This window comes from Bradyrhizobium sp. PSBB068, assembly GCA_016839165.1.
In the GTDB taxonomy this organism is placed as follows: domain Bacteria; phylum Pseudomonadota; class Alphaproteobacteria; order Rhizobiales; family Xanthobacteraceae; genus Bradyrhizobium.
Window position 1 is genome coordinate 4,930,875 of the sequence record CP069300.1, and the last position, 23,328, is coordinate 4,954,202.

Sequence of the window (23,328 nt, forward strand, 5' to 3'; positions counted from 1 at the left end):
GACGACAGTCGACACTATGCACCGAATTCCGGGCGCTTCGCCATCCCACGGCAGACGTCAGCGACCCGTCGACGGTTGTCGCGCGGATAATCCAGCATCAAACCGCACAAGCCACCCGGTCGCGGCCGCGATGCCGCCCCTGCTGGACTCCAAGGCTCGACGGGCGCGGTTGACGTAGGCCAATCCCCCATGCTCTCGCGGAACGGACCTCGCTCGCTCCGGCCCAGATAGCTGACCGGCGATTCGCTGGCAGCGCCGACCGATCCGACACCGATACGTACACGGAAAAACCGTCGATACATTTCCGCTGATGCCTGGACCAAGCGTGTCATTCCCTGCCTGCGGAAGACCACAGTCGCGCCGGCGCCCGGCAGACCAAAGCTTCGCGTTACGGTAAAGTGTGGGGCATCGGCCTGCGCCCGGGCTCCAGTAGTACGTTCCACCGACCCTTCCGAACGGAACAGGCAGACAGACGGACACGCCATCTGGCTACCGGACCTTCCTTTCGTTGACTGTCATTCATATGCTCCGGTTTGAACGTTACCGTGATAGCGAATATCTCTACGATCGAACCGGCACGCCAGAGCGACGCCCGGGATGCCCCGATCCATAGCGTTGCCGGCATCGAGAGAAACTCAAATGGCGAGACGACCATGAGTTACCTGCTAAGCGGCCTCATCGCGATATGGCTTTGTGGTTTGTATCTTCTCGCTTCATTGAATGTGAGAGATGAGAGAAGGATTGTCCGCCACATCTCGCCAGACGAACAGATGCGGCCGCAAGACGTGCGATCATCGCAAGCGGCGGTGGTGCGCAAGGGCGGGCTCTGGCTGATTGATGCGCTTTTCGTTTGGCCCCGGCATCGCTGTCGCCATGCGAGTGTTCGGACGCATCTTCAACCTCGGTGATTTCCGCGGCGTCCGTCCGACACAAATCGATCCAGCGCGCCTCACCGAGGACGGCCGCGAACATCTCGCGCGGGCGATCCGCAACGAACGGATATTGTATATGTGGTTGGCAGCAGGCAGCGTGCTGCTGATATACGCGGTGTACTATTTCAAGAACTGAGAGTGAGCGATCGACGCCCGAGGATACCAGAGATCGGAAATTGACCGGAAGCCCGAGAGGATCGGAGCGCTTACGGCGAAATCCCGAGCGAGACTTGAGTCCGCCATCCCAATGCAAACCGCACCGCGCGTGGCGGACCGTTGGAGACAAAAGTCATGACCAACGGGGCTCGCAGCAAAGACAAGTGGGTTGAAACTTCTGGTAGCAATCAATATTTTTATCAAGAAAGGTATCGATAGGCACAACCGGTCGAACTGCTCGATGCAGACGAAAGGAAGCTAGATGTGACAAAATGTCCGCATCTGCGCAGATCATGACAAACGAAGCACTACCACCGCCTGACGATGAGAAGCGCTCGATTGCTCGCCTTGTGCTTTCGGTATTGTTTTGGATATGCTTTCTGGCTTGGCCATGTTTGTTGGCGATTCCCAATCCGCTCCTGGGAGAAGACAAAGATGGCTCTTGGAGATTGATTCAGGCGGGCTGGCTGATATTCGTGTTGATCGAAATACAATTTCCAAGTCCTCAGCCCGATTTGAAACGCAGTTCAATCGCAGGCAATATCGTGAATTTCCTGGTGGAGGTCCTGCTCGCATTCCGAAAGTGAAGCGAGGGACGAGATTTTCACTTTCCACGATTTCCCCGAATTGCGAGCGCCAACGGAACACCGCGGCGCAGCCAGGGCCAGCCTTTCTGCAAAGCCTGCCCCGCGGAACTCTCCGGATAGGCATCCTCCATCGCCTGAACCGCCACGCCTGGCAGCACGGCATGTTTGGACAATGTCGCGGGCAGCCGACGTAGAACTGCGCCCGACTTCGCCAGGTTGCGTGCGGCGACGAGCCCTTCTCCGCCGACCAAGGTCGGTACCATTTCGCCAATCGTTTCCGCGTAACGTCCGGCCGCAGTCTTCGGCTGATACAATTCGCCGACAAGGTTTTCGAGCGAATGCCGCCAGGCGTCTGCATTCCACGACTCGAAGTAATCGGGTGCATCGTCGGGGAGCGGCGGAAGATCGTTACTCCGTCTCCACAGGTTCGGAACGGCGTTCTTCGGAAAATGACCAAAACCGGTAAGCACATCGCCGGGCAAGCCGGCGATACCGATAGCACCGTTGACGGCTCCAATCCCTGCTGACTTCGCGATATCAAGCGGATCCGGTGCCGGCGCATTCGCTCGAACCGCACTTCTCACGCCGCGAGCCACTCGCGCCGCAGCCACCTCTCGCGCTTGCAGCGCCTGATCGCTCTCAGATTGTGGAATCGAAGGTGGAGGTGTCGCCCGTGACGCTGGATCGTCGGGCACCTGCGGTTGAACGTTGTTTGGAAGTCGCGAAAGCTGCCTGAAGCTTGGATCACGCGGCATACGAAGCGTTCCTTCGCCAGAGCCTGGAATCGACTGGTCCTGGTCCTGCTCCATTTTCAACGCCTGGAGTCTGCGAAGCAGCCCGCCCTGCGCGCTACTGAAAATATCGCGGCCGTAGTTGGGCACGGCGTTCGGCGGTTCGCCAGAATCACCCTCCATCTGCAGCAAATTCCGCTGTTGCATCGCACGCCGCAGCAGGCCGGACAGGCCACCGCCGGTGGCGTAAGTACCGGGGTCGAATTCGTACCCGTCGCGAAAATTGATTGCGCCCATTGCTGCGATCTCCCTCCATCGTGATGTTCCTGCCTTCATCGCGCCCCGGCGACGACCCATCCGAGATCAGGCGTCGACAGGGGACGGCAATGTCAGCTCGTCGCTTCGGTCTGGGTCTCGCCGGCAAGATCGTGCGCGGTATGCTCGATGATCTTCATCGCGCCGTTCGACTCCGTCACCGCCTGCGCCAGCAGCGCGAACTGGTCGTCGGTGAGATCATAGTAGGTCTCGCGGCTCTCTTCCTCGCGCTCCTCCCACCACACTTTGACGACGCCGACCTTCGACAACAGCGCGTCCTTAACGAAAGAATAGAGCGTCATGAAGCCGGGGTTTTGCTGCATGAAGACGTGATTGACGTAATCGGTCTCCTGCTGCGCGGCGGCCTCGTCCTCGGGGCCGACAGGCTCGAAGCGCACCACCTCGTCGGAGCCAGCGAAGATGTCCATCAGCGAAGGCATCAGCCCTTCGATGGTGTCGGCGACGTCCGTCGAGACGGCGCGCGAGCGGCCGTCCTGCGCCGGCATGTCCTTGCGCATGTCGCCGAGATAGTAGTCCATTGCATCCGCCCGCTCCTCCGCGAGCCGCGCCGCGGACAGCGCCGCGAGCGCGTCGGCCTTTTCGGAGGCGAGCATTGCCTTGAGGTCGGAAGTCGACATTTTTGCCATGATTGAAAACCTGGGTATGGGAATGTGACGTCTGAGATCGCTATTCTGACAGGCAGTTGCGCCGGTCAGGACGCACGCCAAAGCAGCTTGATTGCCTACTCGTTCGCAGAGGCGCATCCGCAAACAACCAACTCCGACGATTGCCCGGCTCGCATCGGTGGCCACGATCTTGACGGCCATTTTGTCGCATCAACCACCCCGGAGATAAGCATGACAACTTGGAATAACGTAATGAACTGTCAACCGCGGCATGTTTCGGGCCGATAATTGCAGAACCCGGAGCTAGCGCGATATATTGCGCAACATCGAACCCGCGGTGCGAGGACCAATGCAATCTCGACGTCAATCTCCAAACATCAAACCATCGACCGGCCGCTCGGCGATACGGTTCACCTTCGGCATCGCGGGTCCTGGTGATTGCGGCTGAGACGGTCTCTGCGCAAGAACCCGCAAAGCCCGCGATGGACGCTTGGCGTCCGAAGGATGGTGTCTACGCCGTGACTGGACGAGGATTTAACGACCGATGCCTGGAATTTGGTGACACCAGTATCGATTGGAAAAACAATAGTATCAACGGCGGCGAAGAAGAATGCAAGATCAACCGGACGACGGATACGGCGCCGGGTGAATTGCGGCTTGACCTGACCTGCACTGACATCGAGAGGCCGACGCCTCACACCGAAATCATCCAGCTCAAGAAGATCAACGAGACGACGCTCTTTCTTCGTGAGACTCAGAACGGAAAATTTGGGCGCCCGGGCGCACAGTTTGCATATTGTCCTGCGGCAACTCAGAAAGCGTACGTCAACGCTCGAAAGAAACCTCAGTAAGCGCCGCTTCTCCGGCGAACTGATCAAACGACGGCGGGCTGACGGCTGGTCCCGCGATACCTGATCCCTCGGTTGATATTTCCTGCCCAGCCCGGCGCCTCGGGCAGGTCGAAATCAGGACAGTCGAGCCGGCGGGGCGGCGGCTCGACCCAGCCATGCTCCGGGCCAACATTGAACTACTGTGTTCTCTTCCAGTTAGGTGACCGCAACTTGCCGTTAGCCCATTCACCTGGCGCGCCGGCCTCGTTTACAACGCCTCGGATCGACATCGGAAACGGATAATCCGGCGTCGGATCGCCAGAGACGATCCCGGATTGCGAGTAGACGTTCGGTGATATCGCTTGATAGGGGCCACGTGGTGCGGCTGTCGGCCCCGAAGACGTCCAATCCCCGAAGCGGCTTTCGAACGAGGCGGGCTGGTCGTCGGGAAGCTCGTTGGGCATTGTGGCTGGTCTTGTCATTTGGTCGGAAAGGATCGCCGCGGTCTGCGGTGACATCCGCACAAGGCGACGAACGTCCCTGTTATCGTCGGAGCCGGCGCCCGGGGCATCTCGATCCGCGGCGGATCTACCGGCTGCTCCCAGGTAACGCCGGTAGTCGTCGACGTGGGCTGGCGGTGCCGGGTTGGGGTCAAACGGTGCGTGTTGATCCCAGAAGGCGCTCGGGTCGATCACACGACCCGCGGGGTCTCGAAGTTGGTAGTGGACGTGATTTGCCTTTTTGGGATCGCTTGATGCGCCCGTATTGCCCATGGTTCCAATAAATTGGCCTGCAGCGACCGGATCGCCAACGGAGACGTACTGTGAATGGCTATGCAGAATTTCGTGAGAGAAGCCATCTGCATCTCGGATGGCTATCGTTCCATACCGACCTCCGCCTGCCTGCGTAACGACACCCGCCACCGGCGAACGCAATGCCGGATTGATTAGATTGGGGCCAAATTGCCCCGGGACGTTGTAGTTGAAATCGACGCCTCGGTGCGGGTTCGTTGAGCCCGGTGGTCGCTGCTTTACCTCACCATATCGGCTAGTGACATGAGGGTCGATCCCAACCAGTGGAGGCAATGTTCTTCGCATCGTATCTTGCCATGACATATCGAACTCCATAATCGGTTATTCTATTGATCAACCTTGAATTGATCAGGTATCTTCGGTCCGACAACTCTTCGATTTGACGGAGCAGGCACCGTGCGTGAGAGACTCGGACCAGATGCAAGATCGACGTCGGGTTCGCGCATGACATACGCCGCCTTGGCGCTCGCCTGCGTTGCCGGCCAAATCACCGATGTCTCGGCGCAGAACACGACCAAATTGACCGTCGAGAAGTGGCGTCCAGCCGATGGCCTTTACGCCAGTCCCGGCAAGGATTTCGAGGCGCAATGTTTGGAGTACGGTGACTTCATTATCGAGCTTTCGCGAAACTCAGTCGGCGGAAACGAATGGGGCTGCAGGGTCAGAACGGTTTCCGACATGGCCGATGGTACCGTCAAACTTGACATGAGCTGCGACGATTACAACCTCGCGGAAACTCTCGGCTCGCGGGGCCGCAACGCTGAGGACAGGAAATTCCGGGAGACCATGCTGGTCAGACAGGTTGACGGGAAGGCGATCTCGGTCCGGAAAACACTTAATGGAAAATTCAAAGGACCGGCATGGAGGGCCGACTATTGCCCCCCGGGGGCTCAGCGCCTGTATGCCGACAACAAAGCACAAGACGAAAGGAAGGCCGCCGAGCAAAGCGCGATGCAACATCCTTGGCGACCGAAGCCTGGCGTCTATGCGACCCCTGGCACTGATTTCAGCGAGCGCTGTCTGCAGTCAGGAACCACCACCATCGATCTCGATCAGCGATCAATTGCGAGCGGCACCGACAAGTGCGGCGTGACCTCCATCCGAGACAATCCGGACAACATCCAGGTTTTCGTCGCCTGCAACACGCCACCAAGTTCAGAAACCGTGATCTTGAAACGGATCGATGACAAAGCCCTGCTCCTGCGGAAAAGCTCGAACAGGGAATTCAAGGACGATGGCAGTCCACTTGCATACTGCCCGGAAGCGGTGCAGCGAATCTACGACGCCACTTCAAAGCAAAGGAAGTAACTGATCTCCGGATCCGGTCTGATGGCGCCTCGTACCACGACTTACACCCACCCCTGCTCCCGGTACTTGATCACTCGATTGAAACTCCCTGCCCTCCCCGGCGCTTCGTAGCAGATCGCCATCAGGCCGAGCGCGTCGGCGGCGTGGCTCGACCAGTCGTGCTCGGGGCCGAGGCCGACATTGCGCAGTTCGTCCTTGCGCTCGTGATAGAAGCCGATTGCGTCGCGCCCCGCTTCGGTCGTGTCCTCGTTCCACCAGATCTGCGGTCCGAGTCTGCGCAGCGCCTCGATCCGCATCATCACGGCGCCGCGGCCCTGGTTCTTCACCGGCGGCTCGACGGCAAAGCCGGCGTCGCGGAGATGGTCCTCGTAGCGTTTTCCCGTGACGTTGTTGGTTGCCATGCCGTCGTGCGGCAGATAGAGGATCGCGTTTTGATAGCCACGCGAGCGCAGCCAGTTGACGTGATACGCCAGTACCTGGCCGGCCGACTCGTAGTAATCGAGCACCTTGATCTCGCTGCCGGCCCATTGGACGATCCAGATCGTGAATGCGTCGGCCGTCGCACCAGCACCGCCGATGTCGATGAAGGCCCGTAGCGGCAGTAGCGGGTCTGCGGCGACCTTGCCGATCCGTCCGTCCTTGCGCGCCTGGCCGAGCAACTCCGCGAAGTAAGCGCCTTCGAATGCTTGCACGTATCCGCCTTCCCAGATGTGATCGTAACGGCCGGGGTAGAGCGAAAGGTCGGTGCGTCGCTCCTCGTCGAGCACGGGTGGAAACCACGGATTGTCGCGCCAGCTCGCGTTGATGACAATCGATCCCGGCGGCTTGCGGCCGCGCAAGAAATCATCGATCGCATCCGACTTGCGTCGTGGATTCCAGCTCGCCCATAGCTCCGAACCCGGCGCGCGGATTGTCGGCCGCAGCAGAGCCAGACTATGCGCGCTGAGGGACTGCGCCTCGTCAACCCACGCGACCTTGAACCCCTCGAGGCTTTTGATCGAGTCGGCCGTATGATCCTTCATGCCCCGGAAGATGATCACGCCATCGCCGGGCGCGGCGATCTTGTCGGAATAGAGCTTGAAGCCCGCACCGATGCCGAGAGACGCAATCTTGCCCTCGATCAATCGCTTGGAAGATTGCGCGAGCGTCCGCTGCGCCTCGCGAATGCAGACCGCGAGCGTGCCGCGTTCGGCCTGGCACATCTCGACCAGAAGCTCGCCAAAGAAGTGAGATTTGCCGGAGCCCCTGCCGCCAAATGCCCCCTTGTAGCGCGCGGGCTGCAACAACGGCTCGAACACTTTTGCGGTTGGAATTCTCAGGATCGACAAGGCTGCTCTCGATAGGCAAACGGGTCTGCGCCGGGCGGTGTCCTCGACGATCGTCGGCCGTGAACCGTCACTGACGAGGACGCGGCCGGATCCGGCCGGCAAGCCAATCGTCGAAATTCGTCTCCGGAACCTCGGACTCTTCAGGAAAGCCAAAGACCGACGGAGGCAGAAATCGCATGGGCTGTCCGCTGAAAGGGCTCAGCGGCCTCATCGCGTCCGAAGGCGTACCCGCCGGCGGAGCGGACGCTGGAAAGCGCTCTTCGAACGAAGCGAGCGGGCCGGGGCGAGGCATCGAGCCTCGCGGAGCGAACGGCACAGCCGGCGCTCCAGCCTCGAACGCATTTTGCTCCTCGCCTGAGACCGGGACACGAACGAGACGACGAGGAGGCGGTCCATCGCTCCTCGAAGCCTGCCAAGGACTGTCAGGTGGTGCGACGAATGATTGCGTCTCGTAGAGCGGTTGCGACGACGACGCTGATCCAGGCGAAAATTGCCGGCCGGTACCGAAACGACCGAATGCGCCGGCATTCGTTGGCTCCGGATTGAGATAGTTGTAGCGCGGATCCCGCGCTGTCCCGACGCGTGGTAACAAACTAGACGGCGGGAAGGCGGGATGATGGCTGGAGTTCAGTGGATCGTTGCCATAGAGCCCCTCCCAATATGACGGATCGGAGTCATAGAGAGCCCGCGCCTGAGAATAATCGTGAAGATTGAACTCCCGCTTGATTCGATCGACATACGGTTCATCGCGGTTGGTACTCACCTTCATGATTTCATTGGCAATGGCTTGAGCCGCCAACCATGTCGACGCTCCTCTGCCCATCTTGGCAGGCAATTTGGACATATTCGATCTCCATAGAAATCTGAAGTATCAGCGTGAAGCCAATCGAACTGGCTCGCGCATGCGCGATCTGCTGAGTACGCTCTATTGGAAGTTGGCCACTCGTTCGAAAATCGTCGGAGCCTCGAGTTACGCAGTCAGGACGGAGGCTGCGAACCTACGTGCGGCGGCTTCTGCGGACGACGGCCCACGCGATCCATTCGCCAAAATGCGCACTGATCAATGGGAAAAATACAGAGCTACCGCAAGGCCGGCGCAGCAGATCAACAAGCCGACCAAAGCAGCGAGCGTGGCCTTGATTTCCAGGCAACCGACTTCATTGCGCCTCCAGCCGAACCAATTGAATCCATCAGATTCGAATGGAGCAGCCCGGACTTTGCCGAACGAGACAAGAGGCAAGACTAGCCGAGCGACGGCATAGCCGGCCCCAAGCCAAATCAGATCGAAGATCGCAACTATTACCAGAGCCATCGCTACATCACCCAACGAACCATTATACCGCAGCCAGATAAAGCGCGCGAATCAGAAGCCCTGTTCCGCTCGCGATGCCTGCCCCAAGCATCAACCGTCCAGGGCCGTCACGCCGGCCGCCAAGCCAACCGAACTCTTCTTCGTCACGGCTGTACGCCGCGACTGTATATGTCCCAAGGAGACGGCGGGCAAAATGAGCCGAGCTGCGGTGTATCCGATCACATCCACAACAAAGGAGAGGAACAGCCCAACAAGATTCTCAATGACCCACATTGGCCCGCGCCGTGGCGGCTACTCCGCCTGAACACGTCGTGATTGATAGCATGCTGTCGAGCACGCAGGTAGAGCGGCTCCGTTGGAACCCGGCGAGCGTCGGCGAAGTCGTCCGACCTCTCACAGATGTGATTGAACGTGCCGGGGTGAGCTTCGACAAAGCGACACGGCCCAGTCGCGACGCCCGGCGGCGCTCAAGTCTCTTCCCCTTCAACCACCTCAGGCTCGACGATGATCCGTTCAATGCGGTGCACAAGCTCGAGCGCGCCGTCGCCGTTCTCGATCGCCTGCGGCGCTTTGCCCCAGCCGCGATCGAGGATGGCATTGGCGGCGGAGACCCGGGCAGCCGGGGTTGCGCTGGTCGATCGCATCACACCGACCAACACGTTGATCGCGCTTCTCGTATGGCTCCTCGCAAGCGAGCGGATCTGTGTAATCGTCTTCGCCACCCTACTTCTCCTGCCAATCGGACGGGAGATATTCACTCGGAGCCGTGTCCGCGTGATCCGTATCGGGATCGGGCGACGCCGAACGAAATGCGATTGTGGGAAAGTCCGTCTGGACGCGATCCTGGCGCGGTCGCGGGATGAACTGGATGATCTCGGCGCTCATGCCGCCTCCAGCAATGCAATGGCGATCAGACTCACGACCGCAAGCGATATCAGATAAGCAGTCATGCAAACCTCATTGATCGGCCGCCAGCGCGCGATGCGGCCACGGAAAGAAATGTGCGGCAGATCGCGCAGCGGGCGGCGATCTTTGGGGCGCGAACCTTATCCCTGACGAGTGGGGCCGCGGGCGGCGCCGGCTTTCGCCGCGCCGCAGGACCGGCGCGTTCGCGCGCGCCGGCCAATCTCGTGCTTGTCGCAATGGGTTCGGACGACGGCGCGCTGTCGACGCTCAGGCGACGGGCTGGGAGGATGTGGCGTCGTGACGTTGCGGCCGCCGTCCGATGGGTGACACGGCAAACAAAAAGCCCGCCGCGGATGGCTCCGCGCGGGCTCAACAATTTCTGATTTTCAGATTATGCACCTGAGTTGCCCGACGAGTCAATCGCTTTTGCAAACTGAATGCGATCGGTAAAAATGCGACGCGTCAGCTGCTACAGCGGCTCGTGCACTTTTGCGGTGGGAATTTTCAAGATCGACGAGGCATCTGCCGATAAGGCGAGACCACATGTCGAGTTGCCGCCTTGCAGCGATGGTTGCCCGTGCACGGTTACCGGCGAGAACGTGGCCGGATCAGGCCGGCGAGCCAATCATTGAAATCCGTCTCCGGAACGTCGGAACTGTCCGGAAAGTCAAACACCGACGGCGGCAGATATCGCATGGGCTGTCCACTGAACGGGCTCAGCTGTGTCATCGAAGTTGAGGACGCATCTTTCGGCGGAGTGGATGCAGGAAACCGTTCATCGAACGCAGCAGACCGGCCAGGACGTATTGTCGAAGCGGGAGCGAACGGTACAGGCGGCGCTCCAGCATCGAATGCAGATTGCCCCTCGCCTGTGGCCGGTACACGTGCGAGATGTCGAATAGTAGCCCTCTTGGCGACATCGTCCCGCAAACAGTCGTCTGGTGCCGCAGCGACGGACGGCGCAGCGACGTCGGTCGAAGCAGTTGCTGGCATCGCATTCCAGCGCCCTGCAAAGTCTGTCGGCGCGTCAGCCAACGCCCGAGCCACTGCGGCTTGGTTTGCCAGATATGTCGCGCCCGCACCATCTGCGCCAATCTGCGGAACATAGGGAGCACCGCGCTCCGCAGCATTCGATTTGCTTCTTAGCACCCGCTCCGGAGTCGGGCCCTGCTTGTAAAATTGCACAAGCAACGCCTGTTGCAGCGCCGGATTTAGGTTATTCCAAGCACTCAAGCCCGTATCAGGATCTCCACTGACACTCATGTTGGCTTGGTAAACACCAAGGCCATGCCGCAAATATGCGGCCATCGATGATGCCAATAGAGCTTTGTCGCTGCCGTTCTGTAAGGCGACGCCTGCGGAAAACAGATTGTTCCGATAAGGCGCAAAGGCGGGATCGTCTGGATTTTTCAGAATCGCTTGAATGGCGTTGTGGAATTTCACTCCCGCCGCGCCAAAGTCGGTAAGCAGAGGGTTCTCCCATTTTTTCTGATAATCCGATCCGACCGTTATCGCATTTGGAGCGACATTGTATCGGCTGAGGATATGGTCCGACGCGCCGCGCTTCGGGTCGAGAGGGTTCGTTATTACGCCCTCCGCAAATGCGTCGGCGAGAAGTCGATATGCATTGAGAGATGAACCAACTGCCCTTGCCTGATTCTCGTAGCTTGCCGTTCGATCGAGTAGCTCCTGAGCCAGACTTCCCGCAATGGCTTCGGCGGGCACTCCGTACCTTGCCGCCGCAGCGTTGATCTGTGGCGTCATCGACTGAACGTCAGCCAGGATTTTCTTGCCGTATGACGGAAGAGCATTCATGGACGGCCTCTTTTTGGATATCAGCCAGCGGGATCGGTTGGTGACAATTTATGAATGTAACCAGACCTGACCGGCAAGTTGCGCCCAATCGATAATGACGCACACCAGGACTACCGTGCTCCACAGACTCACGCGGTTCACGCGCGCGATCCGGAGCAGTATCGCAATCAGCACGACCGTGAACGGTGGAAAGACCAAAACCAGCAGATACGGAGCAATGAAGACTGCAACCGTGATCTCCGCCGCCAGTCGGGCAAGAGCGAAAGCGATGCCCAAGGACAAAACCAGTCTGTAAGTCGCAGGTCGAAGGCGAAGAAAATACGTTGGAAGCACGAACCCGATAGCGGCAATCGTGGCGATGTGATTGATCAGCGGTAGTGCGTCGAAGATCTGGTCGGCGACGTTTTCCACAGAAGCGCTCTAGCTAGGTCGCCGCCTGTCCGGTTCGGCAAGGGCGTGTTTGGCTTTTTGGCTGCTCACCTAAGATATCAGGCATCGTTCATTTCGACTCGAACATTCTTTGCGCACGGCTTCAGGATTCTTTGTGCAGAATGCCCTACGAATCTTGAAAAGCGATTTTCAGACGACGTATTCGTCAGAACATCTGTCTGTTGAAGTGCCGCACCGGGCGGACCGCCGACATTTGGACGGCTTGCGACCTCCGTCAGGTCTCAACCTCCTCGGGCACGATGATCCGCTCGATGCGATGCACAAGTTCTAGCCCACCGTCGCCATCCTCAATCGCCTGCGGCGCTTTGCCCCAGCCGCAGTCGAGGATGGCATTGGCGACGCAGGCGTGTGCAGCCGGGGTTGCGCTGCGAGTCTCGATGATGGCCGGCGGCACACGGTTTGGCCATCGAATGAAATGTGCGGCAGACCGCGCTCGGGCGACGATCTTTGGGGCGCGAACCTTATCCCTGACGAGCGGGGCCGCGGGCGGCGCCGGCTTACGCCGCGCCGCAGGACCGGCGCGTTCGCGCGCACCGGCCAATTCGTTGTTCATTTCAATTGAGTTCGGACGGCGGCACGCTTGCGACGCTCAGGCGACGGTCTGGGAGGATGTGGCGTCGTGACATTGCGGCCGCCGTCCGATTGGCGAAACGGCAAACAAAAAGCCCGTCGCGGATTGCTCCGCGCGGGCTCAACAATTTCTGATTTTCGGATTATGCCCCTGAGTTGCCCGACGTGTCAAACCCTTTTTCGAGCTGAATACGATCGGTAAAATGTGATGCGTCAGCTTCGGCAGTGAGAAACCGAGTTGATCGAAAGTCTGAGTTTGATCCGGGTATCGCAATACGAGCCGGCGGGGATCGCCTTATCCTCGTTGCGATGATGTCAGTGTGCCGCTGAGTTGCCCGACGCGTCAAGGGGACAAAGCAGCTTATCATTGGATCGACATCAGGACAGTTTTGGCTCGCGTCGATCGACCCGCGCCGCAGTTCGATTGCAAGGAGGAAGCGTCGATGTATTTCGTTGCTGCCGTGCTCGCGGTGCTGTCCGGCCTGTTCTATGCCGCCGGCCATCATCAGATCGGTTCGCTCGGTACCACCATGTGCCAGTATGGCGGCCTCTTCTGCGACAGCCCGGTGCTGGTTCTCGTCGGTGCGGGATTCGCCGCCGCGTGGGGTATGCTGGTCAGCGTGCGCTGATCACCAGCGACGTCGCCGACGATAATTTTGTCGCCGCTGATTTGCCCGACGAGTCAATTCCCGCACTTTGCGCCGGGTGCGTCGGCGCCTCGCATTACTGCGCAGCGATCGGGTTAGCCGGTTGTGCGGGCTTGGGACCTGGTGGAGCTGGTTCGATCGGGGCCCTTGGCTCGGTCGGCATCACCCTTGCGCCAGCCGCACGCGCCGCCTCGCCGGTCGTTGAATAGTTTGCGGTCGCGGCCGGCTGCACCTTCGGCTTGCTCCACGGACCGTGGTCGACGATCAGCATGCCCGACACGCCGAGGATCGCAACCACGGCCGCAACCAGCAGCGGCGCGCCGCCGTGCCGGTTTCGATGCTCGGCCGAACGGCCGTCCGCCATGCCATGCGCATGCATTGTCATCGTTGTCTCCTCCATGGAGACAAACCGCGACCTGCGCGCAAGTTTCCAGTTCCCCGATGAGAAAGCGAGACGTGCCGATGGAACCAATCCACAACTACTGAACTTTATATATGTGGCCGCGACCCACCGTTCAGAACACGCGATCGCGCAGCGGCCAAAGACACCTGACCGACAGTCAAACAGCAGCACGCCACATGAGCACCGAACCGCCCGAATCCCCACTTCAGCCCACGCTCGGTGAGCGCGCGATCGACGCCGCGACGGACGTTTCGCGCACCATCACGGAGGTGTCGGACGGACTTCGAGCGGCGGCCGATCGCCTCAGCGACGCGATCGCGACCTCGCGCCGGCCGGGCGGGGTCCTCGCCACGGTCAGTGCGGTGACGCGCGAAGCGCCGCTCGCCAGCCTGTTCGTCGCGTTTCTGCTCGGTGTTGCTGCAGCGCGCCGACGCTAGACGCCGACGCGCCGTGAAGGCCGTCCGCCCTAGAACTTGCCCTTCGTGGCGTCCTTGGTCGCGGACATCACGCTTCCGCTGATCTGCCGCATATGTTCTCCGGCATTGGTGAACTGGCTGCGCAGGAATTCCGACTGGATCCGCATCGCCTCCTGCAGATCGGTCGCGTGCACCAGTTTGCGCGCATGCTCGAACGCGGCCTTCATGTTCTGCTCGGTGAACGACAGCGCCTGTTTGGAAATCTCGGTCCCCGTCCCTGGCATCGCCGTCATCGACTTGCTCGCGGCATCAAAGAACAGGCTGAAGGCCTGTTCGGCCTGGTCGATGGTCTTCTCCGCGAGATCGCGCAACTCGGCGGGAACTTCAAGCTTCGGTTCAATCATGATCGCGTCCCCTGAAATAAGCGTTGCCGAGGTTAGCATAGATCGCGACGCCGTCAGCGCCGGCGTCGAGGAATAATTACCCAGTCCGGGTCGGACCGCGCCTCAGCCGATTCCAATCTTGTCAGCACTGTGGCATAGTGATTCGGCCTTCGCCGTTGGTCGCGTTCGCGTCTCTTGGGGAATTAAGGGGATCCGATGCTGCGCGCCCTTCGTCCGACACCGACCTGCACTCGCTTCAAGACCAGCATAGAGATGCCGTGCATGAAGTGCGGCACGCAAATGCGGCTCGCCTTGATCGAGCCGCGTGACCAAGTCTACGACGTGCTGACTTATCAGTGCACGCCCTGCAATTCCGGTGAAAGCTTCCTGAACGCCCGCTAGGCTGCCGGCCCGTTCAGTCGTTCAGCACCGCGGCCCCCGCCTCCGTCAGTTCGGGCTCGCCATCATGCAATTCGATCAAGCCGAGCCCGATGAGGACACGCAGATCCTCGTCGCTGACTGGTGACAATTTGAGCCTGCGGGCCTGGATATCCCGAAGGGTCCAGCGCAAGCCGATCGCGCGCTCGAGTGAAAATTCAGCGAATGGATTATCTGCCATTCGCCTCGACTAGTGCGGCATTGGGATCAGACTTTGTCTTTGCCGCGGCGGCTTCATGGACACCACAGATTGATGGCCCGCTGCTGCGATCAGGATGCCTGCACCCCGATCGCGTTATCGCTCCAATCGCCTCTCGCAGCGGCTCAGTAACGGTAGGGGTCAATATCGAGCAGCGGGAATGCGCTGAACACACTCGGCAGATTGGTCGGCGTTGCCGGGTGCAGATAGGACTTGTCCAGCTCGGCGAAACTGGTGGCGCCAAGCAGACCGAGGCAGCGCATCACCTCGTCCTCCAGCAATTCAAGCATCCGAACGATGCCGGCCTCGCCGGCCGCGGCGAGCGCCCAGCATTGCAGACGGCCGATCCCGACAAGGTCGGCCCCCGAGACGATGGCCTTGACGATGTCGGTGCCACGGCAGATCGAACCATCCACCATGATCTTGGCACGGCCGGCCACGGCTTGAACGATCTCGGGCAGCACATGCATGGACCCGCGGCCGTGATCGAGCTGCCGTCCGCCATGATTTGAGACGTAGATCCAGTCGACCCCGTGATCGAGGGCGATCCTTGCGTCCTCGGCAGTAGCAATACCCTTCAGAATGAGCGGAATCTTGAACTTGTCCTTGATCAACTTCACCGTCCGCCATTCCAGCCCTTTCTGGAAATCGCCGCCAGTGGCGCGGATACGGCTTTCCCGGACATAGCGTTTGGCGATGTCGCGCTCGCGCCGGCTGTAATGGGCGGTGTCCACGGTGAGGCAGAACGCGGCGTAACCATTGTCGATGGCGCGGCTAACCGTATCCTCGACGAACGCATCGTCGCCGCGCACATAGAGCTGGAAGATACGCAAGGCGTCGGGCGCCGCCTTGGCGGTATTCTCCAACCCGGGTTCCGACACCGAGCTCAGCATGTGCGCCGCGCCGAACGTTCCAGCGCCGCGCGCGACGGCAGCGCCGGCGTCGGGATCGAAGATCTCGAGCGCACCGACCGGCGCGATCATCACGGGAAGCCGAAGCTTGCGGCCGAATAACTCTGTGGAGGGATCGACGTTGATGACGTTGCGAAGGACGCGTGGCCGGAACGCGATCTCATCCAGCGCCATCCTGTTGCGGCGCATCGTGGTCTCTGTCTCCGAAGCGCCGACGATGTAGTCCCAGGCGTTCTGATTGAGCTTGGCGCGGGCCTTTTGCGCGAATTCGTGCAGGTTCTGGAATTCCTCGCCGCTGGCGCCGAGTTCGACATTGCGCGCCTGCCGAATGGAGGTCCCGTCGTTCATGGTGTTTCTTCTCCCGATTTGGCCGGCACATTAGCCGCAGACAAACCGGAAAAGCTACCGCCTTGACCCGCGAATCCGGCCAGCGAAGGCCAGCTATTCGCTTGTGAGATAGATCAGCTTCCTCGGCGACGCGGTTACCACCGAACCGAGCTAGCTGCCCGAAAACCGGTTTCGGTACTCGGTCGGCGACACGCCGAGGTGGCGCAGGAAGGCTCGCCGCATCCGCTCATCATCGCCAAACCCGGCGCGTTTGGCGACCTCGACCACGCCGCCGATCTGGCGGCTTTCGAGCAGCAAGCGCGCGGTCTCGACGCGCAGCGCTTCGACACCGCTGGCGGGTGTCATGCCCGTTCGGCTGACATAGGTCCGGGCAAAGGTGCGTGGCGTCATCCCGGCCTTTTCCGCAAGGGTCTCGACCTTGAGGTCGCTCGTGATGTTCTCGATGATCCAGGCATGCAGCGCACTGAAGCGTCCCTCGACGTCGGACGCCTGGGCCGCAAGGACGGTCGAGAACTGGCTCTGACCGCCCGGCCGCTTCAGGAACACCACAAGTCTGCGCGCGACGTCGAGCGCGATGGTGTGGCCGAAATCCTCCTCGATCATGGCGAGCGCCAGGTCGATCCCGGCGCTGACGCCCGCCGACGACCAGACATGTCCATCCTTGACGAAAATCGCGTTGGGCTCGACGCGGATGCTGGGAAAGCTGTCCTGCAAGCGAGGACAATAGCGCCAGTGCGTTGCAGCACGCTTGCCGTCGAGAATTCCGGTCCAGGCCAGTGCGAATGCGCCGAGGCAGACCGATGCGATACGGCGCGCCTCCGGCAGTGCCTGCGCAATCCAGTCCATCAACGCGGCGTCGTTGCGGATCTTCCAGATGCCTGGCCCGCCGGGGATGACCAGCGTGTCGACTTCGGCAGGCGCGATACTGGTGATCGGCGCCGTGTCGATCATCATCCCGACATCGGTCGGCACCAGGCCGCCTGACGTCGACAGGTAGGACAGCGAGTAGTCCGGTCCAGGGAGTTCGATGGCCTCGAGCTCCGCGAACACCTGAGCCGGCCCCGAGATGTCGAGCAATGTCACGCCCGGAAAGGCAACGATCGCGATCCGCCGCGTCGCTTTCCTGTCGCGCGGCTCAGGCCGGGGCGGTTTGGCAGTTTTCGAGGGCATATTGTCCTTTAAGCCATTCGAGGCCGCCCTGTATAGCTCGCGATAGAATTCTGGAGTTCTGCCATGTCGCGAAATCTGGGCAGTGGATACGAGGCGATCAAATCGCCTTGGACGGATTACGCGATTTACAGCCTGCCCGACGCCTCCCGGATCGAAGCCTGCGACCGTCAGCCGCTGATGGACGCCATGAACGGTATCATTGCCGTCAACTGGCAGGCCACCGAGCCGCATTGGACAGCAACCTCCTCGCCGTTCGACCGGAAGTACAGCCTGGTCCTCGTCTATGACGGCTCCGGGCTCGTGGCCTTCTCGGTCTACCGCATCCTGCAGATGTCCGCCGGACTTGGAATTTATCGTAGCGGCACGGAAGTGCTCCCGGCGCATCAGGGCCGCGGATTGTACGGCTTCTTCACCGCCGAAGTCCTGAAATGTTCGGGCGCCGCCGAGCGGGCCGACGGCAACGTGCTCTACGGCTGGCGGACCCGCAATCCGATCGTGTGGGCAGCGAACGCTAAGATTTGCGAAAAAGTGTCTCCATCTTTGCTCGATGACGCGCAGGACCCGGCGCTGCAGGCCGCCTGTGTCGAAATGTGCACGTCGCTTTATCCCGGCAAGCCACTCGAATTGCCCGACATGATCATGCGTGGCGCTTACGGCCACATTAAGCACCATCGGCAGGCCTATCATGGCACTGCGTCGCTGGTCGACGCCGCGATGTCGCGAAAGATTCCGAATTCAGCGGATGCTCTTTTCTCGGTGGGTTACGCGAGGGTGTGATGTCGATGCTCGGACAACAAGCTGTTTACGTCCCGACGACGCGCTTCACCGATCGCGCCTATCTCGCCTGGGCAGCCGTCGCCATCGCCTATGCCATAGCCTTCCTGCAGCGCGTGTCGCCGCAATCGGTCAGCCTCAGCTTCATGCACGACTTCAACACCGACGCGGCCGGTGTTGCGATGCTCGCCTCGAGCTACTTCTGGGGCTACACCCTGATGCAGATTCCGGCCGGACTCCTGGTCGATCGCTACGGTGTCAAGCGTGTCGTCCTCGTCAGCATGGTCGCTTCATCGCTCGGCAGCGCGGCATTTGCACTGGCGCCGAACCTGCTCGACGTGTTTGCGGCGCGCCTGATCGTCGCCTGCGGCGATGCGCTGGTCTTCACCGCACTCTTGAAGCTTGTCGCGCAGAGCTTTGCGGACGAGCGGTTCGGCATGATGTCGGGCATTTCGCAAGTCTCCGGCTATGTCGGCGGCGTGATTGCCACCACACCGCTCGCGGCCGCCGTCTCGGGGTTCGGCTGGCGCGCCTGCTTCCTGTTCATCGCCTGCATCGGCCTCGCCAACCTCGCCTTCGCCAAGGTCACGCTCAAGCCCGATCCGGCCTCGCATAGCAACAAGACGCTGAAGAGCGTCGTGATCGCTGCGCGGCAATCGCTGGCTCATATCGCGAACTGGGGTTGCGCAATGACGTTTGCGTCGCACTTCGCGGTCGTGACGACGCTGTCGGGCGTCTGGGGCATTCCGATGGTCGCCCACCTCTTCCATATCTCCCCAACGGCTGCCGGAACGCCGCTGCTCGCCTTCATGATCGGTAATGCGCTCGGCTCGATCTTCCTCGGTCACGCCGCCGATCGTGCCGCGACGGCGCTCGACCGCGCGCTGATCGGCATCTGCGTGCTGCGCATGCTGCTGATCGCGATGCTGCTGCCGCCGATCGCCGAGACATTCGGCCTCGCTTACGTCACCGTCGTGTTCACGGTCTTGGGCCTCGTTGCCGGCGGCACGGTCCCGCTGGTGCTGAAATGCGTCAAGAAGCTCTACACCTCCGACTTGATCGGCGTCGGTGCTTCCGTGAACACCACCGCCGCCGGGATCTTCGCCGGTATCTCGCAGCCGATCATCGGCTTTGCGATGCTTACCGCCAGCAACGCCTCCGGCACCGATGCCGTGCACAACACGGCCGCGATCGGTGACGGCGGCTACAGCGCCTTGATCGTCATTCTGCTTCTGATGTCGCTGCCGGGCATTGCCGGGCCGCTGCTGATGAGAAGCAAGTTGATAGCTCGTTAGTATCGTTATGTCTGTAGGGGGTGTTATGGAGCGCTTGTTCTTGAGAAAAGGCGACGTTGCGTCGAACTTTCCGGTCAGCAGCTGGCAGAGCGTGATGTTCTCGGAGTTTGAAGCGCAGATGAGCAGCGAAGCAAGGCCGTTTCCTTGCGTGTTCGGAGTGACCGGGCATCGCCAGGATCAGCTGCGCTACCTCTTCCTCGATCCGTATGATGTCGCGGTGCTCGGCGAACAGCTCGCACAATATGTTTCGGAGGCGCGCTCGTTCGGCCCCAACACATCGTTGATCGTGTTCACGCGGCCCCGCCCGGTGCAGACGCTCGACGCCTATTATCGCAAGATGTGGCTGACGCTCGACCAGCTCGCGCGCTTGGACAAGAATCCGTGGCCGAGCGATATTCCGGAACAGATCGACCACCCGATGTGGGAATTCTCGTTTGCGGGCGAGCCGATCTTCGTCGTTTGCACGACGCCCGCCCATGTGATGCGCCAGAGCCGCCGATCCAGCGCCTTCATGCTCACATTCCAGCCGCGCTGGGTGTTCGAGAAGATCCTCGGGACCGAAAAGGCGGCCAACGCCGCCTTCGCCGAGGTGCGCAAACGCCTGATCCCGTACGACAGCGCGAGCCCCTCTCCGCTTCTCGGCCGCTACGGCGCGACCGACGGCCGCGAATATCTGCAGTACTTCCTGCACGACGACAATAATGCGAGCGGCGGCTGCCCCTATGCCAAGCTCGCGCAGAACAAGACGCCATCGATCGCGAACAAGGAACAGGCGGCATGACCCAGATCATCGCAGGCACGAAGACCGAATTTGCCATCGACCCGGATATCCTGAACCTGCTCCCGGCCCAGGGTTCCGTCGAGCTGCAGCACGATGCGGCCGGCAAGGTGCATCACTTCCACACCCATCCGGTCGATGAAATCCTGATGATCATCAGCGGCCGGCTGAACTTCATCTGGGACGGCGGTGAGCGGGTCGTCGGTGCCGGCGACACCATCTTTCTGCCTGCTGGTACCCGACATCAATCCGAAGCGCTTGAGGGCGGTGCGATCTACGTCATCGCGACGCAGCCGCCCGCAAAGCCGATGAACAACTGACATCCAGGGAAACGCGAACACCTCAGGACAGTGAAGGATCGCGCGGCGGCTCAACCGCCAAACGTTCGACCAGCTCGATGACCTCGCAGCGCCGGTCGGGCGCCAATCGAAGGAAGGCCTTCAGCAGTCCGCAAGCCTTCCAGTGTTTCGCTCGATGGAGCTCCGAGCTTGTTCTGCAGCTCCGCAACATATGCGGGATTTTTCATCTCGCACCTTAAGTGAGGATTACGAATGGCATACCCAGGTAAGCGTGAAGGCTTGGCCCAGAAGGTCGACACCGCAGCACAGGAGGCCGAACGCCTCGGCCTGACCACGGCAACCTTGATACTCCGGATGGCCCGCCTCGAGATCGACCGGGCGGAACCCGAAGAGGCTGAAAGTATGCCAAGGAACAACCTGCGCAGCAAGCCGAACTGAGGTTGCGGATTCTCGCCCGTTCCGACTCCGAGGCGCCGTCGCGCGGCCGGCGACGTTTGAACGACATCATCCGAGGCGAGAGGCTTTGCTCTCGCCTGCGCTCGGGTTGTTCTATTCGTGCTTTATCTCTGGTGCAGATCGACCCGCTAGCCAGTGTTGCCGGCCCTGCCGAACGCACCTGCCTCTGCCAACGCGTCAATGCGCCGGTCGTCATAGCCGAGCGTCTTGATCAAGACATCCCTTGTATGCTGACCGAGCAGCGGCGCCGCAACGGGATCGACCGTCGGCGTCAGGCTCATATTGACCGGCGACTCGATGTTCGGAACCGAGCCGGCGGTTGGATGTGCGATCTTGCTGAGGCGATGACGATCGCGCACTTCGGGCGCGTTGAACCCTTCCTCAACCGTGCGCAGATAGCCGACCGGGATGTTGGCCTTCTTCATCTTCGCCATCCAGTGCTCGAGCGTATCGCTCGCAAACACGCTGGCAATGATGGCGCGCAGCTTTTCCTTGTTGGCGGACCGCGCCTTGCGGTGAGAAAACTCGGGGTCGGTGACGAGATCCGGGCGTTCAAGCACGTCGGTGACGAGCCGGCGATAGAGCCGGTCATTGGCACAGGCCATGTAGAGTGGGCCATCGGAGGCCCGGTAGACGCCGACGGTCGGCGAACCGTTCGGAGAGTTGCCAAAACGGCCGGGGTTGGTGCCATTGATGAGATAGGCCATGCCGTAGAAGCCGGTCATCGACACCGCAGTGTCGATCAACGCGACCTCGACCTGCTGCCCGCGACCGAGCCGGTCCCGTGCGATCAACGCCAGCAGAATGGCATTGCAGGCCGACATGCCGGTTGCCATGTCCACAATCGGCGGCCCGGTACGCACCGGTTCGCCATCCGGAAAGCCGTTCAGCGACATGAAGCCGCTTTCGGCCTGCGTGATCGGATCGAACCCCGGACGCAGCGCGAAATCGCCCTTGCGGCCGTAGGCTGAGATCGAGCAATAAACCAGCCGCGGATTGGTCGGCGCCACCGACGCATAGTCGAGACCAAATTTCTTCATGACGCCGCCGGAGAAATTCTCCACCACGACGTCAGCCTTGGCGATCAGCGCGCGCGCGATTTCGAGCGCAGCCTCATTGTTGAAATCGAGCGCAATGCCGCGCTTGTTGCGGTTGAGGCTCAGATACGCGGCGCTCTCCCCGCCGATTTCGGCGTGCTCGTAGGCGCGCGTATCGTCGCCGCCATCCGGATTCTCGATCTTGATGACCTCGGCCCCGAAGTCGGCCAGCGTCTGAGTGCAGGCCGGGCCGGCGACAACGCGGGTGAAGTCGACAACCAGCAGGCCATCGAGCGCCGTCGGAACGCCCTCCCCACGCGGCTCTCGTCCCGGCAATTCTGGTTTGGTCATGATCCGACGCTTCCTCTGTTATTTTGTCAGGCGAAATACGACGGCCCCTGCCAGGACCGGCACTGCACGCCTTTTAGCGGAAGCCCATCACCAAGACCAAACCCGGATTTTGCAGGGCGGGACGTTCGCCTGACATGGCTGTCGTCGGCATGAAGGTCCGCAGCGCCGACACGATCGGACGAACCGAGAGGCAAGTAAGCCGCCCGGATACTGGATATCGATCGGTGCGTCCGGCAAGCGGAAGAATGGATACAGGCCGGCAGCAACGTTCTGTTGCCACCCGCCTGTCCTCATCGAGAGTTGTCGCGTTATTCGGCGATCATTTCGCCGGAGCCGCCGAACTCAGCCGGAAAGTCCTTCAGCTTCGGCAAGCCATCGCGTATCGACAGCACCGCCTCTGAGTAGTTGACGTGAACGCCAGGGCTAAACTTCAGCGTCGGGATCGTCGCCGTGAACACGTCGACGAGTCCAAGCGTCGGGTGGTTGGTCATCAGGTGACCGCCGCACTTGGCGCAATATTTGCGCTGGCTCATCGCGGTCTTCTCGAATGTCGCGACGTGGTCGGCGCCCTTGGTGACCTCGACCGCTTCTGGCTTCCAGAGGCTGAACGCATTCACCGGACCACCGGACCAGGAGCGGCATGAACGGCAATGGCAGTAGCCCATCGCCTCAGGCTCCCCCGTAACCTTGAGCTCGACGGCGCCACAAAAGCAGTTTCCAGTGTGATTCATCGGTCGGTTCTCCC

At 60.9% G+C, this 23,328-nt stretch carries 30 protein-coding genes; 12 read left to right on the top strand and 18 right to left on the bottom strand.

The window, feature by feature from the left end; translation table 11 throughout:
- Positions 1-837 precede the first annotated feature (837 nt).
- Together JQ507_23040 and JQ507_23045 are read left to right on the top strand one after the other, a co-directional pair.
- Positions 838-1,068, top strand: a complete 231-nt coding sequence (locus JQ507_23040; protein QRI67827.1) for a hypothetical protein — start codon at positions 838-840, stop codon at positions 1,066-1,068.
- Between the two features lie 292 nt (positions 1,069-1,360).
- Positions 1,361-1,675 carry a hypothetical protein gene (locus JQ507_23045; GenBank protein QRI67828.1) on the top strand — a complete coding sequence of 105 codons (315 nt, stop codon included), beginning with the start codon at positions 1,361-1,363 and terminating at the stop codon, positions 1,673-1,675.
- A 17-nt stretch (positions 1,676-1,692) separates the two neighbouring features.
- On the opposite strand, the gene JQ507_23050 is transcribed toward JQ507_23045, so the two are convergent.
- Together JQ507_23050 and JQ507_23055 are read right to left on the bottom strand one after the other, a co-directional pair.
- Positions 1,693-2,703 carry a hypothetical protein gene (locus JQ507_23050; protein ID QRI67829.1) on the bottom strand — a complete coding sequence of 337 codons (1,011 nt, stop codon included), beginning with the start codon at positions 2,701-2,703 and terminating at the stop codon, positions 1,693-1,695.
- A 92-nt stretch (positions 2,704-2,795) separates the two neighbouring features.
- Positions 2,796-3,368, bottom strand: a complete 573-nt coding sequence (locus JQ507_23055; protein ID QRI73469.1) for a hypothetical protein — start codon at positions 3,366-3,368, stop codon at positions 2,796-2,798.
- A 413-nt stretch (positions 3,369-3,781) separates the two neighbouring features.
- On the opposite strand from JQ507_23055, the gene JQ507_23060 reads away from it, so the two are divergent.
- Entirely contained in the window at positions 3,782-4,198 is a 417-nt protein-coding gene (locus JQ507_23060) for a hypothetical protein (GenBank protein ID QRI67830.1), read from the top strand.
- A 176-nt stretch (positions 4,199-4,374) separates the two neighbouring features.
- Here JQ507_23060 and JQ507_23065 read toward each other — a convergent pair whose 3' ends face one another.
- Entirely contained in the window at positions 4,375-5,304 is a 930-nt protein-coding gene (locus JQ507_23065) for a M23 family metallopeptidase (GenBank protein ID QRI67831.1), read from the bottom strand.
- Positions 5,305-5,433: 129 nt separating this feature from the next.
- Here JQ507_23065 and JQ507_23070 point away from each other — a divergent pair, with 129 nt between their 5' ends.
- Positions 5,434-6,297 carry a hypothetical protein gene (locus JQ507_23070; GenBank protein QRI67832.1) on the top strand — a complete coding sequence of 288 codons (864 nt, stop codon included), beginning with the start codon at positions 5,434-5,436 and terminating at the stop codon, positions 6,295-6,297.
- Positions 6,298-6,338: 41 nt separating this feature from the next.
- Here JQ507_23070 and JQ507_23075 read toward each other — a convergent pair whose 3' ends face one another.
- From JQ507_23075 to JQ507_23110, 8 genes are all read right to left on the bottom strand, one after another.
- Entirely contained in the window at positions 6,339-7,625 is a 1,287-nt protein-coding gene (locus JQ507_23075; protein ID QRI67833.1) for a phage terminase large subunit, read from the bottom strand.
- Positions 7,626-7,692: 67 nt separating this feature from the next.
- Complete coding sequence (locus tag JQ507_23080) at positions 7,693-8,469, bottom strand: hypothetical protein (protein QRI67834.1); 777 nt, start codon at positions 8,467-8,469, stop codon at positions 7,693-7,695.
- A gap of 216 nt (positions 8,470-8,685) precedes the next feature.
- Positions 8,686-8,937, bottom strand: coding sequence for a hypothetical protein (locus tag JQ507_23085; GenBank protein ID QRI67835.1), 252 nt, complete (start codon positions 8,935-8,937; stop codon positions 8,686-8,688).
- 467 nt (positions 8,938-9,404) lie between these two features.
- Positions 9,405-9,659, bottom strand: coding sequence for a hypothetical protein (locus JQ507_23090; GenBank protein ID QRI67836.1), 255 nt, complete (start codon positions 9,657-9,659; stop codon positions 9,405-9,407).
- 1 nt (position 9,660) lies between these two features.
- The gene (locus JQ507_23095; GenBank protein QRI67837.1) at positions 9,661-9,822 is read right to left on the bottom strand and encodes a hypothetical protein; all 162 of its coding nucleotides are present in this window, start codon (positions 9,820-9,822) and stop codon (positions 9,661-9,663) included.
- Between the two features lie 606 nt (positions 9,823-10,428).
- Positions 10,429-11,658, bottom strand: coding sequence for a hypothetical protein (locus JQ507_23100; protein QRI67838.1), 1,230 nt, complete (start codon positions 11,656-11,658; stop codon positions 10,429-10,431).
- Between the two features lie 48 nt (positions 11,659-11,706).
- Positions 11,707-12,069, bottom strand: a complete 363-nt coding sequence (locus tag JQ507_23105; GenBank protein QRI67839.1) for a hypothetical protein — start codon at positions 12,067-12,069, stop codon at positions 11,707-11,709.
- A gap of 253 nt (positions 12,070-12,322) precedes the next feature.
- Positions 12,323-12,661, bottom strand: a complete 339-nt coding sequence (locus JQ507_23110; protein QRI73648.1) for a hypothetical protein — start codon at positions 12,659-12,661, stop codon at positions 12,323-12,325.
- A gap of 460 nt (positions 12,662-13,121) precedes the next feature.
- On the opposite strand from JQ507_23110, the gene JQ507_23115 reads away from it, so the two are divergent.
- Positions 13,122-13,307 (top strand): hypothetical protein, encoded by a 186-nt coding sequence (locus tag JQ507_23115; protein ID QRI67840.1) that lies wholly within the window; start codon positions 13,122-13,124, stop codon positions 13,305-13,307.
- A 94-nt stretch (positions 13,308-13,401) separates the two neighbouring features.
- On the opposite strand, the gene JQ507_23120 is transcribed toward JQ507_23115, so the two are convergent.
- A complete protein-coding gene (locus tag JQ507_23120) occupies positions 13,402-13,689 on the bottom strand; it encodes a hypothetical protein (GenBank protein QRI73470.1) in 288 nt (95 codons plus the stop codon).
- Positions 13,690-13,904: 215 nt separating this feature from the next.
- Here JQ507_23120 and JQ507_23125 point away from each other — a divergent pair, with 215 nt between their 5' ends.
- Positions 13,905-14,165 (top strand): hypothetical protein, encoded by a 261-nt coding sequence (locus tag JQ507_23125; protein QRI67841.1) that lies wholly within the window; start codon positions 13,905-13,907, stop codon positions 14,163-14,165.
- 29 nt (positions 14,166-14,194) lie between these two features.
- On the opposite strand, the gene JQ507_23130 is transcribed toward JQ507_23125, so the two are convergent.
- Positions 14,195-14,548 (bottom strand): phasin, encoded by a 354-nt coding sequence (locus tag JQ507_23130; protein ID QRI67842.1) that lies wholly within the window; start codon positions 14,546-14,548, stop codon positions 14,195-14,197.
- A 195-nt stretch (positions 14,549-14,743) separates the two neighbouring features.
- On the opposite strand from JQ507_23130, the gene JQ507_23135 reads away from it, so the two are divergent.
- Complete coding sequence (locus JQ507_23135) at positions 14,744-14,929, top strand: hypothetical protein (GenBank protein QRI67843.1); 186 nt, start codon at positions 14,744-14,746, stop codon at positions 14,927-14,929.
- 13 nt (positions 14,930-14,942) lie between these two features.
- On the opposite strand, the gene JQ507_23140 is transcribed toward JQ507_23135, so the two are convergent.
- From JQ507_23140 to JQ507_23150, 3 genes are all read right to left on the bottom strand, one after another.
- The gene (locus JQ507_23140) at positions 14,943-15,146 is read right to left on the bottom strand and encodes a hypothetical protein (protein QRI67844.1); all 204 of its coding nucleotides are present in this window, start codon (positions 15,144-15,146) and stop codon (positions 14,943-14,945) included.
- A 143-nt stretch (positions 15,147-15,289) separates the two neighbouring features.
- On the bottom strand, positions 15,290-16,423 hold the full coding sequence (locus JQ507_23145) for an alpha-hydroxy-acid oxidizing protein (GenBank protein ID QRI67845.1): 1,134 nt from the start codon (positions 16,421-16,423) through the stop codon (positions 15,290-15,292).
- 150 nt (positions 16,424-16,573) lie between these two features.
- Positions 16,574-17,593 (bottom strand): DJ-1/PfpI family protein, encoded by a 1,020-nt coding sequence (locus JQ507_23150; protein ID QRI67846.1) that lies wholly within the window; start codon positions 17,591-17,593, stop codon positions 16,574-16,576.
- 63 nt (positions 17,594-17,656) lie between these two features.
- Here JQ507_23150 and JQ507_23155 point away from each other — a divergent pair, with 63 nt between their 5' ends.
- From JQ507_23155 to JQ507_23175, 5 genes are all read left to right on the top strand, one after another.
- Entirely contained in the window at positions 17,657-18,370 is a 714-nt protein-coding gene (locus tag JQ507_23155; protein QRI67847.1) for a hypothetical protein, read from the top strand.
- Entirely contained in the window at positions 18,370-19,662 is a 1,293-nt protein-coding gene (locus tag JQ507_23160; protein QRI67848.1) for an MFS transporter, read from the top strand. The genes JQ507_23155 and JQ507_23160 overlap by 1 nt, the downstream gene beginning before the upstream one ends.
- A gap of 25 nt (positions 19,663-19,687) precedes the next feature.
- Positions 19,688-20,443, top strand: coding sequence for a YqcI/YcgG family protein (locus tag JQ507_23165; GenBank protein ID QRI67849.1), 756 nt, complete (start codon positions 19,688-19,690; stop codon positions 20,441-20,443).
- On the top strand, positions 20,440-20,760 hold the full coding sequence (locus JQ507_23170) for a cupin domain-containing protein (protein ID QRI67850.1): 321 nt from the start codon (positions 20,440-20,442) through the stop codon (positions 20,758-20,760). The genes JQ507_23165 and JQ507_23170 overlap by 4 nt, the downstream gene beginning before the upstream one ends.
- A gap of 231 nt (positions 20,761-20,991) precedes the next feature.
- Positions 20,992-21,177 (top strand): hypothetical protein, encoded by a 186-nt coding sequence (locus JQ507_23175; GenBank protein QRI67851.1) that lies wholly within the window; start codon positions 20,992-20,994, stop codon positions 21,175-21,177.
- Positions 21,178-21,323: 146 nt separating this feature from the next.
- Here JQ507_23175 and JQ507_23180 read toward each other — a convergent pair whose 3' ends face one another.
- A complete protein-coding gene (locus tag JQ507_23180; protein ID QRI73471.1) occupies positions 21,324-22,586 on the bottom strand; it encodes a CoA transferase in 1,263 nt (420 codons plus the stop codon).
- 305 nt (positions 22,587-22,891) lie between these two features.
- Entirely contained in the window at positions 22,892-23,314 is a 423-nt protein-coding gene (locus JQ507_23185) for a GFA family protein (GenBank protein QRI67852.1), read from the bottom strand.
- Positions 23,315-23,328: the final 14 nt, after the last annotated feature.